We start from the raw sequence: 13986 nt of genomic DNA on the forward strand, positions 1-13986 counted from the left end.
CAGACTAATTGCTAGGCGTTATTTGGGTTGCGTCTGGTTGAGGAAGTCGGCCATGTAGTCCTTCCATACGGCGGCCTGGGTGTGGGTTCCGTGGCCTCGGGTGGCGTCGGAGATGGGGATGAGAATGAACTTTGCGTTGGGCATGAGCTTGACCATCTTTTCTGCGATGCCAAGCTCAGGTGGATTGATGAAGTCGTCGGCGGAGTTGATCCAGAGAACGGGAACGGTAATGGTGCTGAGGCGGGCGCTGGGGTCGTAGTTGCGCGAGGCATCGAGGTAGTAGATGAAGTCGTTGGCGTCAGTGTTGGCTGTGCTGCGGGCGAGGGAGCGGTCGGCGTAGGCTTCGGCGGCGGCGCGGGTGGGCGCAGCCTTCTGCATCTGGAGCGGACTGGAGCCCATGACGAGCAGCAGCTCATTGGCGGCGCGGAGACCGACGACAGGTTCGGTGGTGTAGTCGCCGTTCTTCCATGCAGGATCGTTCTTGATGTTTTCGATGGACATGTAGCGCATCATGCGGTTGCGTCCGGCGATCTGGACGGGGAGGCAGGCCATTGGCATCAGCGCGTCGGCGAAGTTGGGGTAGGTTTCGCCCCAGACGAAGGACTGCATGCAGCCCATGGAGGTTCCGAAGATGAGGCGGAGGTGATCGACGTGGAGGCCGTCGACGAGCATGGTGTGCTGGCTGGAGACCATGTCGTCGTAGTCGTAGTGAGGGAAGCGCATGCGCAGGCCGTCGCTGGGCTTGCTGGACTGGCCGTGGCCGATGTCGTCGGGAAAGATGAGGTAGAACTTCGTAATGTCGAGGGGCTGGCCAGGGCCGAAGAGGATGTTGGAGAACTGCGGGGCGAGGAGCGAGTGGGCGTTGCCGCCGGTGCCGTGGAGCAGGAGGATGGCGTTGTCGATGTGGCCGGAGGCGTCGCGGTGTGGCGTGCCGAGGGTGAGGTAGTGGAGCTTCAACTCGGGGAGGGTTTCTCCGGTGCCGAAGCGGAAGTTCTTGATGATGTAGGTGCCGTCTGGTGTGGGCCATGTGATGGGTTGCGTGGCCTGTGCCGTTGGAGACGACATGGTTTGTGCGGGGGCTGAGATGATGCAGGAGAGAAACAGGGTGATGAGAGCTGCGAAGCGCATGGTTGTTTCCTCGTGTCCGATTGGAATTGAAAGAGGAGGGCAACGCAAGGTCTTCATTGGTTGTGTTGGTGAGCTAAGGGAAGACAAAATACAGGGGTCTCTCCACTTCGCTGCGCTTCGGTCGAGATGACGTGCTTTGATGTGGCTTCTCTGAAAGTGGCTATTCCTGTTTTGTCGTGGGTGCGGATTGCGGTGTGGTGAGGGGTTTGGTGATGTCGTCGAGGTAGTCGGGTGTGCCTTCGATGCGCTCAAGCGAAGGATAGCGTTCGCCGCCGTGGTAGTTGAGGTCGGTGAGGGTGACGAATTGATCGGTTTGCAGGATGAGGTGGATTGGCGCGGTGTTGCCTTTGGACTGCTTGATGGCAGCTTTGAGTGCGTCGGCGGAGAAGATGATGCCGTCGACGGCGATGATCTTCTGGCCGGGGATGAGTTTGGCGTTGTCGGCGGGGCCGCCCCAGCGGACGTCGGTGATGGTGCCGTCGTTCTTGATGTGGATGCCGAGGGAGTACCAGACATCGGGGCCGGGATGCGGTTTATCTGCCGAAGCCATGGTCTTCTCGGATTTGCTTGGCTTGTCGGTGTAGACGAGCTTGTAGCCGCCCTGTTCGATGCCTTCAAGATTGGCGTTCGAGGAGAGAGCAGTGATGCGGGTGTGGAGGAAGGTGGCCCAGTCGTAGGGGACGACCTGGTTGAGATCCTGCACCAGTTCGTCGAAGTGATAAGGAACGATGAGCGGGCCTGTGTTGCCACCTTTGCCGAGGAAGATGCGTTCGAAGTCGTTGAGCGATTTTTTATTGTTGGTGAGCTTGCGGATGGTGGTGTCGGCGTCGAGCCAGAGGAGTTCGCCTTCGAAATAGTAGTCCTGGCCGCGTCTCCAGTTGGACCAGGCGGGATCGCCACCGCGAAGGATGCTGGCGGCGATGGCAGTATCTTCGGTATTGCGCCATTCGCGGCCACGTATGTTGTCCTGACGGGCGGCGACCATGGCGAGCATATCGCGGTATTGCTCCTGTGTGCGCAGGCCGGAGCGCGCGGCGAGGACGTTGCCGAGGTATTGGGTCATGCCTTCGTAGACCCAGAGCAGCGAGCCCTGCTGCATGGTGGCGAAGTCAGTTTGGTAGAGGTTGAAGGGGCGACGGTATTTGCCGTTCCAGGAGTGGGTGAACTCGTGGGGAAGGAGATCGGAATCGCCGAGTTGGTGATCGGCATCGGAGAAGCTTTTTTCGTCGACACCGTTGTCGGAGGACTGACCGTGCTCGAGGCCTTCGCCGCCGGCGACGTCAGAGAGGGTGAGCAGGAAGTGGTAGACGTGATAGTGGCGCGAGCCGTAGAGCGCTCCGGTCTCGCGGACGAGGTTGGATAGCTCGGCGAGGAGTTCGGGGCGGAGCTCGGAGTCTTCGGGCGCGTCGGCTACTACGTCGATGTAATGCTTCGGTGTGATCTCGGGAGCGAGAGGGAACTCGTGGAAGTACTCGCCGGTGATGACGGGGGAGTCTTCCAACTGCTCGACGGTGGTGTCGGCGTAGTGTGTGGTGGTTGCGCCGGGAGTGGTGAGGTGGTCGGCTTCGTCGACTCCGGTGTTGGCGGCGGTGGGTGCTCCGGTGCCGGTGGGAGTTAGGGCGGTGCCGATGCCCCAGCCTGCGGGGACGGTGACAGAGGGCTGGATGGGGATGTCTTTGACGGGAGTGTTGGCGGGGTAGAGAAGCAGTTTTTCCCACTCCAGGACGGCGAGCTTTGTGGAGACGCGAGCGGTGACGATGCAGTCGAGGTGAGCGTGGAGGGTGGTGACGCCTACGGGGATGGTGACGTGGAACTCGTAGAGGTTGGTGTCGTCGCGACGCCAGGGCAGAGTTTGACCGTTGGCCGTGAAGACGACGCCGGTGATGTCGCTGACGGGGCCGGTGGGGCGGTGGTCGCCGGGAATCCACTCCGGCGTGATGAGGGTGAGGGGGCCGGGAGAGACGGGAATCTCGATCTCGGTGTGGTAGAGCTTGCGAGGTGCCTCAGAGAGATCGGCGGTGATCTGAATGGGAGGCTTTTGCGCGAGGGCGGGAAGGGTAAGGAGGAAAGGGAGCGAGAAAAAGAGGATTCGAAGTTTCAAGGCAAGGGCCCTCTGTCAGCAATGCAGCGTTGTAAGCCGGATGAGCGAGCAGATTCTGTCGACTCATCCAGCTTACAACTGCTTTACTTCGATGCGAGAGCAGACTCGATGGCGGCGATGACGGCGGGATCGTCGGGCACGACTTCGGGAGAGAAGCGAGCCACTACGTTGCCGTTACGGCCGATGAGGAACTTCTCGAAGTTCCAGAGGATGCCGGGTTCAGGGTTGGCGGTGGAGTTGTGCTTGCTTTGGAGGAAGCCGTTCAGCTTCTCGCGCATGGAGGCGCGGCCTTCGCCGGAGGCTTTGGGCTGGGCTTCGATGAGAGATTTGTAGAGGGGATGGGTGTCGGGGCCGGTGACGGCGATCTTGGAGAACATGGGGAAGTTGACGCCGAAGGTGCTGCGGCAGAAGGTCTGGATCTCTTCGTTGGTGCCGGGCTCCTGCGAGCCGAAGTCGTTGGCGGGGAAGCCGAGGACGACCAGGCCGGAGTCTTTGAAACGGGTGTAGAGCTTTTCGAGCGCGTCATATTGAGGAGTGAGGCCGCACTGCGAGGCAACGTTGACGACCAGCAGGACTTTGCCGCGATAGTCGGCAAGGGATGCGCCTTCGCCGGTGATTCGGGTAAGGGGGACGTCGTAGAGATTTGCGGGCATGGGGGCTCCTGATGCTGGATTATGATTTTCTATTTTGATGATAAAGGGATTGTATGGAACTATTTTTTGACAGGACAATGAATCGCAAGAAGTTAGATGCGCGCTTTGACAAACGGGTTACTATACAAAAACGATGTCTTTTGTAGACTCCCTTCTGGGGAGACCGTTAGCAACAAGTGAAGAGCGCGCTGAACATATTGGCGTCGCTGCGGGAATCCCGATTTTTGGCCTGGATGCGCTGACGAGCGCGGCGTACGGTCCAGAGGCGGCGATGACGCTGCTCATTCCGCTGGGACTGGCGGGAGTCCATTACATCGTTCCTATTATTACGGCGATCCTGATCCTGCTGGGGATCGTGTTCTTCAGCTATCGCCAGACGATTGCTGCGTATCCGAGCGGTGGCGGATCGTACACCGTAGCGAGTGAGAACCTGGGTGATGGTCCCGGTCTGCTGGCCGCTGCGGCGCTGATGATCGACTACATCCTGACAGCCGCTGTGGGTGTGTCGGCAGGCGTCGAGGCGTTGACCTCTGCAGACTCGAAGCTTCTGCCGCATACCTTGCTGCTCTGTCTTATTGTTCTGACGGTTATCGTCATCGTGAACTTACGAGGCGTGAAGGACACAGGGGCGGCGTTTATAGCGCCGACCTTTTTGTTTGTGGGGACGCTGCTGACGCTGGTCGGGGTAGGCGTCTTCCATGTGATCACTAGCGGAGGACATCCTGTTCCTGTACTTGCGCCTCCTCCGGCATTGCCCGCGACAGTAAAGTTTCTCGGGATATGGTTGTTGATGAAGGCCTTCTCGAGCGGCTGCGCGGCCATGACAGGTGTCGAAGCGGTATCGAATGGTGTGATGGCCTTTGGCGAGCCGCGGTCGAAAAAGGCGCAGGCAACGCTTACCGTCATCATCGGTATTCTCGCTGTGCTATTGTTCGGCATCGCGTACCTTTCGCGGGCATACCACATCACGGCGATGGAGCCGGATGCATCTCACTATCAGAGCGTTCTAAGCATTCTGACATCAGCCGTATTTGGGCGCGGATGGTTTTATTACGTAACCATGGCATCGGTCTTCACCGCTTTGGCCTTGAGCGCCAATACGGCGTTTGCCGATTTTCCGCGACTGGCCCGCGCAATCGCCGCGCATGACTATCTGCCGCATGTGTTTTTGCTGCGCGGACGCCGGCTGCTGTTCTCGCATGGTGTCTATGCACTGACGGGATTCACGACCGTCATCCTGATCTTGTTCGATGGCCAGACCGATCGCCTGATTCCTCTTTATGCGATAGGCGCCTTTCTTGCCTTTACGCTCTCGCAGGCGGGAATGGTGGTGCACTGGAAGAACGCGGAGGGTGGCTACAAGAAGCACTGGTGGCACATGTTCGTGAACGGCTTTGGGGCTTTGGCTACAGGGCTGACGACCATCGTGGTTCTGATTGCGAAGTTTGTGGCCGGAGCATGGGTGACGGCGCTGCTGGTTCCTGTGTTGATCCTGATCATGCTCGGGGTAAAGCGGCATTACACGCGAGTGAAGCGTGAGATGAAGGACATGACTCCGCTGAACCTGGTGAACCTGGAGCCGCCGATTGTTGTGATCCCGATGGCGCGCTGGGACCGCATTACCGAAAAGGCCATGCGGTTCGGGCTGCTGCTCTCGAAGGAGATCAAGGTGGTTCATATCCATTCGGACAACGAGGGCGATGAGGGACTTGAGGGGATTTGGGATGACAAGGTACTCACCCCGATCCGCCAGGAAGGTCTGCAGGAGCCGGAGCTGGTGACGATCCCGTCGAACTTCCGGTTTGTGATCACTCCGCTGATGGATTACATCCTCGAACTGGAAGATAGAAATCCGGGGCGAAAGGTCGCGGTGCTGTTGCCTGAGATGGTCGTGCGGCACTGGTGGGAGAACGCCCTGCACGGGCAGCGAGTGCAGTTGTTGAAGCTGCTTTTGCTGCTGAAGGGAAACCAGAGAATCGTTGTGGTGAATATTCCCTGGTATCTGTAAGGTAGATTCACCCAGCAAGAATGGTTTCGCGGGATTTGTAGGTGGGAGAAAGATCGCGCAGCCGAGCTACGGCGGCGGGAATCAGCTTGAGCGCTTCGTCGACTTCTTCTTCGGTGTTGAGTTTTGAGAGCGAGAATCGAAGGCTGGCGCGGGCACGCACCGGGCTGAGGCCCATGGCGGTGAGGACGTGGGAGGGCTCGGTAGCTCCGGACTGGCAGGCGGAGCCGCCGCTGACCGAGAGGCCCTTCAAATCGAGCGCGATGAGTAGTGCTTCGGCTTCTACGTGGTCGAAGTAGAGGTTGGTGGTGTTGGCTACACGGGGCGCGCCCTCGCCGTTGATGCCGCACTCTTCTACCTGTGCGAGGATGCCTTGCTCGAGACGGTCGCGTAAAGCTGCTAGATGCGCGGAGCTATCGGTCGCGAGCCATGCCTGTGCGAGTTCGGCGGCTTTGCCGAGACCTACTACACCGGTGACATTTTCCGTTCCGGCACGGCGCTGGCGTTCGTGCGTGCCTCCGTGCATCATGGGCGCGAGGCGGACGCTGCGGCGGACGAAGAGGGCGCCGACTCCCTTGGGCGCGTAAATCTTGTGGCCGGAGATGCTCAGGAGGTCCACATCTTTGAGTGGACCGCGCGGGCTTAGGTCGAGCGGAAGCTTGCCTGCGGCTTGTACAGCGTCGGTGTGGAAGAGGGCTCCGGCAGCGTGGACGATTTGGGAGAGTTCGGCGATGGGTTGGATGACGCCGGTCTCGTTGTTCGCATACATGATGCTGACTAATTTGGTGTTGGGGCGAAGTGCGGCTTCGAGCGCGGCGGGTTCGATGAGTCCCTGTGCGGTGCAGGGGAGGAAGGTGACCTCGATGTTGCGGGCGGCGAGCGATTCGGCGGCGTGAAGGACGGCGTGGTGCTCGATGGCGGTGGTGATGAGGTGGGAGCCTTCGGCGAGGGTGCCGAAGAGAGCGAGGTTATCGCTTTCGGTGCCGCCGGAGGTGAAGACGATCTCGGAGGCACGGCAGCGGAGGAGTTTGGCGATGGACTCGCGGGCGTGATCGACGGCGGCGCGGGCGTACTGGCCCTGCTGGTGGATGGAGCTGGCGTTGCCGAAGTGCTCGATCCAGAAGGGACGCATGGCCTCGAAGACTTCGGGGAGAAGAGGCGTGGTGGCGTTCGCGTCCATGTAGATATGGCGCATAAGCTATTTTACTGCCTTATGCGCCATGCAGTTGATATGGATGGAGACGAAAGGGGGATGCAAGAACAAAGACGAAATACAGGGGTCTCTCCACTGCGCCGCGCGATGAGGCTGCGCGGCTTCGGTCGAGATGACGTGGTTTAGAGGATCAGGTAGATGTACTTGTCTACCGCTCCGCGATAGGAATATAGCGCGATGGATAGGCTGGGCCAACATAGTCGGCGCGCGGACGGATGAGGCGGTTGTCGTCGTGCTGCTCGATGACGTGAGCGGCCCATCCGGCGATACGGCTGATGGCGAAGATCGGGGTGAAGAGGTCGATGTCGATGCCGAGCGTGGTGTAGGTGGAGGCAGAGTAGAAGTCGACGTTGGCGTTGAGCTTCTTCTGTTCCTTGACGTAGAGCTCGATCTTGCGCGACAAGTCAAACCACTTGGTGCTGCCTGCGGCTTTACCCAGCTCTTCGGACATGCGGCGAAGGTGCGTGGCCCTTGGGTCTTCGGTGTGGTAGACGCGGTGGCCGAAGCCGGAGATCTTCTTCTTCTCGGCGAACATCTGCTTCACATACTCGATAGGGTCGGCACCGGCCTTGTCGATAGCGTAGAGCAGGCGCATGGTGGCCTCGTTGGCTCCGCCGTGGAGGGGGCCTTTAAGTGCGCCGATGGCTCCGGTGATGGCGGAGTGAATGTCGGCGAGCGTTGCGGCGATGACGCGAGCAGCAAAGGTGCTCGCGTTCAGCTCATGGTCGGCGTGGAGGATGAGCGCGATATCGAAGGCGCGGGTCGCGGTCTCTGAGGGGCGCTCGCCGTTGAGCATCCAGAGGAAGTTACCGGCGTGTGAGAGCTTGTGATCGGCTTCGACGACCGGCTTGCCCTTGCGAATGCGATCGAAGAGGGCGACGATCATGGGGATCTGCGCGGTGAGGCGGAAGGATTTGCGGACGTTGGCGTCGTGGCTGCAATCGGCCTCGTCGGCGTCGTAGATGCTGAGCAGCGATACTGCGGTGCGAAGTACCTGCATTGGAGACGCAGTTGTGGGAACGCTGTGCAGAAGGTCGATGATCTTGGGATCGAGCTTGCGCGCCGCGGCGAGCTGGGTGGCAAAGTTGGCGAGCTCGGAGGTGTTGGGCAACTTGCCGAACCAGAGGAGGTAGGCGCACTCCTCGAAGGTCGAGCGTTCCGCCAGCTCGTGAATGTCGATACCGCGATAGGAGAGGACGCCGGCGTCGCCGTCAATAAAGCAGATGGAAGAGCTGGTGGCGACGATGCCTTCCAAGCCTTTCGGTGCGACAACATTGGACATGAGCGACTTCTCCAGAATTAAACGAACTACATCGTTTATAGCGCAGCGGCGAAAGGGTTGTCACGGTAGAGTGCGCGAATATCGGCTTCAATGTGCGATAGCAGAAGATGTCAAAACGCGGGCGGGTGAGTAGTCGGCCAGGTCGATTGCGGTGGGTTGATTGGAGATCATCTGTGCCATGACGTGTGCCGTTGCCGGAGCAAGGAGGATGCCGTTGCGGTAGTGTCCGGCGGAGACGAATTGATTGCGATGATCAGGCGATGGCCCAAGGAAGGGAAGTTCATCTGGTGTTGATGGACGAAGGCCGGCCCAGACCTCAAGCTGCGGCGCGTCTGCGAGTGCGGGAAGGAGATCCGCGGCGAGCGCACGGAGGTGGGCGATGTCGGCGGGGTGGACGATCTTGTCGAAGCCTGCGTCTTCGATGGTGGCGCCGATGATGGCCCGGCCTTTGTTGGGGCCGGTGGTGCGGGGGACGATGTACATGCCGTGGGTGCGGACGACGAGAGGAAGTGAGAGCGTGGGGGGAATGGCGATGGCCAGCATCTGGCCTTTTCTCGGTGCAATGGTGGTACTGGGTGCAAGTGTGGAGTGAGTCGCCCAGGCGCCGGTGCAATTGACGAACTTTGCAGCGTGGAAGATGCCCTGAGTGGTGTGGACTTCGACTGAGTCGTCGATGGATCGAGTGGAGAGGACTTTTGTGTTCGGCTGCAGATCGATGGTGGTTGCACGGACCGCGGCGAGGACCGCGGCGGCGAGATTGCGCGGGTCGAGGCTGTGCTCGTCGAGGAGAGTGAAGTGGTGGTTGCGCGGCGTGAGCTGGGGGAGAATTCTTCCGAGGGCTTCGCGAGAGAGGGTATCGGATGAAGAACTTATCTGCGATTGCAGGGTTTGACTGGTGTGGAAAGGGACAGCGATGCCGGAGTGTGCGTGCAGGCGATCGAGAAATTCAAAATAGAGCGAGAGGCTGAGGTCGGCGAGCTTGCGCAGCGGCGCAGGGTTGTCGGGATCGCTGGCGGCGAGCATTCCGGCGGCAGCGGTGGAGGCTTCGCCGAGCGGCTGTGCCTGATCGAAGACGGTGACGCTGAGGCCGCGGCGATGAAGTTCGAGGGCGAGAGAAAGGCCGATGATGCCGGCTCCAGCGATGCAGATGTCGGAGTGATGCATAAGACCAGTTTAGTTCTATTCGGAGATGGTGAGGTTTGTGAGACATAAAGGGTATGGTCAGCAAGGCATAAGTTTGAGAGACTGACGAGCAGCTTGTTTCGGGAAGATCGGTACAGGCGAATCGAAGTGCGATGCATAGGAGAGTGGAATGAGCGAAGACGAATACGTAGCAGAGCGTTCGATGTCTGGAGTATTTCTTGGTGTTCTTGTGGTGGCGTTACTGGCTGCCCTGGGTTCGCTGGTGTGGTGCTACGGTTTGCAGAACCATCTTGCCGATACGCAGAAGCAGTTGACTGCGGCTGTCCAGAAGAATGCCGATCTGGCAGAGAAGCTGGAGGCGACCAACGCCCGTCTGCGGGCAACCAGCGAGACGCTGGGGCAGAGTGTTGGCATTGCACAAAAGCAGATTGAGATCCGCGCGCAAAACATTCTTGCTGCACAGCAGGCCGCCACATCAAAGCTGGAGCGGGAGCAGGCAGCGACCAATCAGCAGATAGGCGCCGTTTCAAGCGACGTAGCCACGGTGAAGACCGATGTGGGCGGAGTGAAGACAGATGTCGCTACGACGCGATCCGATCTGGAGGCGACCAAGACGCAGTTGAACCGGGTGGTGGGCGATGCAGGCGTGATGAGCGGCCTGATTGCGACCAACCACAGCGAGCTTGAGATCCTGAAGCACAAGGGCGACCGGAACTACCTTGAGTTCACCCTGAAGAAGGGCGAGAAGCCACTGTTGCTCTCGGGCATCAAGCTGCAACTGAAGAAGGTGGATGTGAAGCACTCGCGGTTTACCTTGAACGTGAGCGCGGACGATCGCAACATCGAGAAGAAGGACAAGAACCTCGATGAGCCGGTCCAGTTCTACACGGGCAAGACGCCGGTGCTCTATGAGCTGGTGGTGAACGACATTGAGAAGAACACCGTGTCGGGCTATCTTTCCACGCCAAAGAACCAGTAGCGGTTGCAAGATGCAGACGCAGAAAGGGGGACGCTCATCGCGTCCCCCTTTCTGTTTGCCTGGTTGGGTTACTTCTTTTTTGCGGCTTTCTTCGCCGGCTTCTTTGCTGCTTTTGTGGCTGCCTTTTTCGTTGCCATTTGTCTATTCTCCCTATTGATTAGACATCGATGCTGCAACACGCTGCATTGCAGCTAACGAAGGTATAGATTCATGGAAATTCACTGTCAAGAAAAATCGATACGTTTAAGAAATTTTTTTTGAGGTGTAGAACGCGTCGGTCTTCGGAAGGTGAGACGAGTTGCTCGACGAGATGAGGGACAAGCGGCAGTGAAAGGCGTCGAGCCGTATACTTTTCGCGTTCGGAGTAGATTCGCAATTTCGAATTTGCGAATGGTTTTGTGACGAGGTGTTGCGATGGATGACGTTGTCATTGTGTCGGCAGTGCGGACTCCAGTGGGAAAATTTCAAGGCGCGTTGAGCGAGCTGAGCGCGGTGCAGCTTGGTGCAGTGACAGTGTGCGAAGCCGCTCGTAGAGCGAAGATTAGCGATGCAGGCTCTGCTGCAAATGTAGACGAGTGCCTGATGGGATGCGTGCTTCCAGCGGGCCTGGGACAGAACCCGGCACGGCAGGCAGCGTTGCAGGGTGGGCTTGCGGAGACCGTTGCGGCGATGACGATCAACATGGTTTGCGGCTCGGGATTGAAGGCTGTCGCGCTGGCAGCGCAGAGTGTGATGACAGGAGCGGCGGAGGTCGTTATCGCCGGTGGGATGGAGTCGATGAGTAACGCCCCCTATCTTTTGCCGCAGGCGCGGAAGGGGCTTCGCATGGGCGACGCAACGGTGGTGGATTCGATGGTGAGGGACGGATTGTGGTGCGCGTGCGAGGACTGGCACATGGGCATGACGGCAGAACTCGTCGCTGAAAAGCATGGCATCACGCGTGAGATGCAGGATGCCTATGCGCTGGAATCGCATCGCCGTGCGAGTGCGGCGTGGAGGGAAGGAAGATTTGATGCGGAGGTGATTCCCGTTTCGGTACAGGGAAAGAAGGGAGCGACGGTGGTCACCCGTGACGAGAGCGTGCGCGAGGACGCTTCTCTGGAGGCGCTAGCAACGTTGAGGCCGGCGTTCAAGAAGGATGGTACGGTGACGGCGGGAAATGCTCCGGGAGTGAATGATGCTGCCGCTGCAGTTGTCGTGATGTCGGCGGCGAAGGCTGCGGCATTGGGGTTGAAGCCGATGGTGACGATCAGGGCGCAGGCGATGAGCGGGGTAGCTCCGCGATGGGTGATGCTTGCTCCGGTGATCGGCGTGCAGCGGGTTTTGCAGCGTGCGGGTTGGAAGATGGACGAGGTCGATCTGTTCGAGTTGAATGAGGCATTCAGCGTGCAGGCGCTCGGAGTGATGAGAGAGTTGGAGCTGGATGCAAGCCGTGTGAATGTAAATGGAGGTGCAGTTGCGATCGGTCATCCAATTGGAGCGAGCGGGGCGCGGGTGCTCGTGACGCTCATCCACGAGATGATTCGGCGGGATGTGAAGAAGGGCGTGGCGGCGCTTTGTCTTGGCGGGGGAAATTCGGTGGCTCTGGCGGTGGAGCGGTGAGGTTATAAAGTTCGCTGAAGATTCTTCAGCATTCGATGATGTTCAGGGCCAGTCCAGCGAGTGATGTCTCTTTGTAGCGAGATTGCATGTCGAGGCCGGTCTGGTACATGGTGGCGATGACCTGATCGAGGGAGAGTTTGTGGCCTCCGGTCTCGTGCATGGCCATGCGGGTGGCGTTGATGGCCTTGACTGCTCCCATGCCGTTGCGCTCGATGCAGGGGATTTGAACGAGGCCGCCGATGGGATCGCAGGTCATGCCGAGGTTGTGCTCCATGGCGATCTCGGCGGCGTGTTCGATCTGCGCGTTGGTCCCATTGAGTGCGGCGACGAGGCCTCCGGCAGCCATCGAGCAGGCTACGCCGACTTCGCCCTGACAGCCGACTTCGGCTCCGGAGATGCTGGCGTTCTCTTTATAGAGGATGCCGATGGCAGCGGCGGTGAGGAAGTAGCGGATGAGACCTTCTTCGTCGGCGTCGTTTACGAAGCGCATGTAATAGTGAGCGATGGCAGGGATGACGCCGGCGGCTCCGTTGGTGGGTGCGGTGACGACTCTGCCGCCGGCGGCGTTCTCTTCGTTGACGGCCATGGCGTAGACGGTGACCCAATCGAGTGGAGCGAGGGGGTCTTTTGAGCCTTCGGTTTCAAGTCTCTGGGCGAGACGTGGAGCGCGGCGGCGGACGTTAAGGCCACCGGGTAGGATGCCTTCGGTGGCGATGCCGCGAGCAGTGCAGGATTGCATGGTGTGCCAGAGGGTAAGGATACTGGCTTTGATCTGCTCTTCGGGAGTGGCTTTGCTGTGCAAGGGGTTTGCGGACGGCGGCCGGTTGATGGCGATGCTCGCGTCGGAGAGGAGCACGACTTCGTTGGCGAGCATGAGCTGCGCGATGGTGAGGTGATTGGTAGCTGCGGTAGAGAGGAGTTCCTCGGCGCTACGGAAGGGATAGGGAACGGTGCGCGTGGTGGCGCTCGATGCGTTGCGTTGGGCTGCGAACTCGCTGCCGGAGAGGATGAAGCCACCCCCGATGGAGTAGAAGATGTCTTCGGCGAGGAGGGCACCAGTGTCGTCGAAGGCGGAGAAGCGCATTCCGTTGGGATGGGTGAGGACGTCGGGGTTGGGATACATCTGATCGCGATGGAAGAGCAGGTGTTGACTCTCGGTGAAGGGAATCTCGTGCAGGTCGAGGAGATAAAGGGTGCCGGTCGTGCGAACGGCGGCAAGCTCGATGTCGATGAGAGCGGGATCGACGGTGTCGGGCGCTTCGCCGAAGAGGCCGAGCAGGATAGCGCGGTCGGTGCCGTGACCTAGTCCGGTGAGCGCGAGTGAGCCGTAGAGATCGACGTGGACTGAGGCTGTGCGGGAGAGGGCGCCTGAAGTTTTAAGCGAGCTCGCGAAGCTGAGAGCTGCACGCATGGGGCCGACGGTATGTGAACTGGAGGGGCCGATACCGATCTTGAAGAGCTCGAAGAGGCTGGTATTCACAGTGGCTTTATTGTAGGCGTGAGCGGAGCGATACGGTTGATTTGGTGGTACGCGTGGTCTTCCTTCCTGTTTGTTTGAACTTTACATTGTTGTAGGCGGTGGCGAGCGCTCCTTGAAGGGTTGCTTCATCGACATGATGAAGATCGACGAAGGTCATGCCCATCCTTCCCCAGCCTCCTTGTACCGGCTCGAAGATCTCTGGCATCTCGGCGATGAAGGATTGTTGTTGCTCGACGGTGAGCTTGAGCGTACCGAGCCCTCGGTCCTGTGCGGAGAGGGTGGCAAAGATGCGGTCGTTGAGTCGAAAGTCAGGACTGCCCATGTGGGCGCCTTCGGTGGCCTGAGGAAGAGCGAGCGCTAACTTGCGAAAGAGAGCAACGCGAGCTTTCATCAGGGCTCG

11 protein-coding genes are annotated in these 13986 nt (G+C 59.5%); 3 read left to right on the forward strand and 8 right to left on the reverse strand.

Features of this window, described 5'->3' with window-relative positions; all coding sequences use genetic code 11:
- Positions 1–18: 18 nt before the first annotated feature.
- The 3 genes from IEW09_RS13800 to IEW09_RS13810 all read right to left on the reverse strand — a co-directional run bounded on the left by IEW09_RS13800 (position 19) and on the right by IEW09_RS13810 (position 3882).
- Complete coding sequence (locus tag IEW09_RS13800; protein ID WP_188554786.1) at positions 19–1128, reverse strand: alpha/beta fold hydrolase; 1110 nt, start codon at positions 1126–1128, stop codon at positions 19–21.
- A gap of 160 nt (positions 1129–1288) precedes the next feature.
- Positions 1289–3229, reverse strand: a complete 1941-nt coding sequence (locus tag IEW09_RS13805) for a M61 family metallopeptidase (protein WP_188554787.1) — start codon at positions 3227–3229, stop codon at positions 1289–1291.
- An 83-nt stretch (positions 3230–3312) separates the two neighbouring features.
- Positions 3313–3882 carry a glutathione peroxidase gene (locus IEW09_RS13810; protein WP_188554788.1) on the reverse strand — a complete coding sequence of 190 codons (570 nt, stop codon included), beginning with the start codon at positions 3880–3882 and terminating at the stop codon, positions 3313–3315.
- Between the two features lie 133 nt (positions 3883–4015).
- Here IEW09_RS13810 and IEW09_RS13815 point away from each other — a divergent pair, with 133 nt between their 5' ends.
- On the forward strand, positions 4016–5890 hold the full coding sequence (locus IEW09_RS13815; RefSeq protein ID WP_188554789.1) for an APC family permease: 1875 nt from the start codon (positions 4016–4018) through the stop codon (positions 5888–5890).
- A gap of 7 nt (positions 5891–5897) precedes the next feature.
- Here IEW09_RS13815 and IEW09_RS13820 read toward each other — a convergent pair whose 3' ends face one another.
- From IEW09_RS13820 to IEW09_RS13830, 3 genes are all read right to left on the reverse strand, one after another.
- Positions 5898–7082, reverse strand: a complete 1185-nt coding sequence (locus IEW09_RS13820) for a cysteine desulfurase family protein (RefSeq protein ID WP_188554790.1) — start codon at positions 7080–7082, stop codon at positions 5898–5900.
- A 166-nt stretch (positions 7083–7248) separates the two neighbouring features.
- Positions 7249–8382, reverse strand: coding sequence for a citrate synthase (locus IEW09_RS13825; protein ID WP_188554791.1), 1134 nt, complete (start codon positions 8380–8382; stop codon positions 7249–7251).
- A gap of 87 nt (positions 8383–8469) precedes the next feature.
- Entirely contained in the window at positions 8470–9546 is a 1077-nt protein-coding gene (locus IEW09_RS13830; RefSeq protein ID WP_188554792.1) for an NAD(P)/FAD-dependent oxidoreductase, read from the reverse strand.
- Positions 9547–9694: 148 nt separating this feature from the next.
- Between IEW09_RS13830 and IEW09_RS13835 the strand changes: the two genes are divergently transcribed.
- Positions 9695–10504, forward strand: a complete 810-nt coding sequence (locus IEW09_RS13835; RefSeq protein WP_188554793.1) for a hypothetical protein — start codon at positions 9695–9697, stop codon at positions 10502–10504.
- Between the two features lie 414 nt (positions 10505–10918).
- Complete coding sequence (locus tag IEW09_RS13840) at positions 10919–12106, forward strand: thiolase family protein (RefSeq protein WP_188554794.1); 1188 nt, start codon at positions 10919–10921, stop codon at positions 12104–12106.
- Positions 12107–12131: 25 nt separating this feature from the next.
- On the opposite strand, the gene IEW09_RS13845 is transcribed toward IEW09_RS13840, so the two are convergent.
- The gene (locus IEW09_RS13845) at positions 12132–13586 is read right to left on the reverse strand and encodes an L-serine ammonia-lyase (protein ID WP_188554795.1); all 1455 of its coding nucleotides are present in this window, start codon (positions 13584–13586) and stop codon (positions 12132–12134) included.
- A gap of 7 nt (positions 13587–13593) precedes the next feature.
- The gene (locus tag IEW09_RS13850) at positions 13594–13977 is read right to left on the reverse strand and encodes an MmcQ/YjbR family DNA-binding protein (RefSeq protein ID WP_188554796.1); all 384 of its coding nucleotides are present in this window, start codon (positions 13975–13977) and stop codon (positions 13594–13596) included.
- Positions 13978–13986 lie beyond the last annotated feature (9 nt).

It is taken from the genome of Edaphobacter dinghuensis (assembly GCF_014640335.1).
In the GTDB taxonomy this organism is placed as follows: Bacteria; Acidobacteriota; Terriglobia; order Terriglobales; family Acidobacteriaceae; genus Edaphobacter; species Edaphobacter dinghuensis.

Excerpts from the sequence above, each read along its gene's own strand:
- IEW09_RS13800 (WP_188554786.1), bottom strand. The coding sequence starts at position 1,128 with ATGCGCTTCGCAGCTCTCATCACCCTGTTTCTCTCCTGCATCATCTCA.
- IEW09_RS13810 (WP_188554788.1), bottom strand. The coding sequence starts at position 3,882 with ATGCCCGCAAATCTCTACGACGTCCCCCTTACCCGAATCACCGGCGAA.
- IEW09_RS13815 (WP_188554789.1), top strand. The coding sequence starts at position 4,016 with ATGTCTTTTGTAGACTCCCTTCTGGGGAGACCGTTAGCAACAAGTGAA.
- IEW09_RS13820 (WP_188554790.1), bottom strand. The coding sequence starts at position 7,082 with ATGCGCCATATCTACATGGACGCGAACGCCACCACGCCTCTTCTCCCC.
- IEW09_RS13825 (WP_188554791.1), bottom strand. The coding sequence starts at position 8,382 with ATGTCCAATGTTGTCGCACCGAAAGGCTTGGAAGGCATCGTCGCCACC.
- IEW09_RS13830 (WP_188554792.1), bottom strand. The coding sequence starts at position 9,546 with ATGCATCACTCCGACATCTGCATCGCTGGAGCCGGCATCATCGGCCTT.
- IEW09_RS13835 (WP_188554793.1), top strand. The coding sequence starts at position 9,695 with ATGAGCGAAGACGAATACGTAGCAGAGCGTTCGATGTCTGGAGTATTT.
- IEW09_RS13840 (WP_188554794.1), top strand. The coding sequence starts at position 10,919 with ATGGATGACGTTGTCATTGTGTCGGCAGTGCGGACTCCAGTGGGAAAA.
- IEW09_RS13850 (WP_188554796.1), bottom strand. The coding sequence starts at position 13,977 with ATGAAAGCTCGCGTTGCTCTCTTTCGCAAGTTAGCGCTCGCTCTTCCT.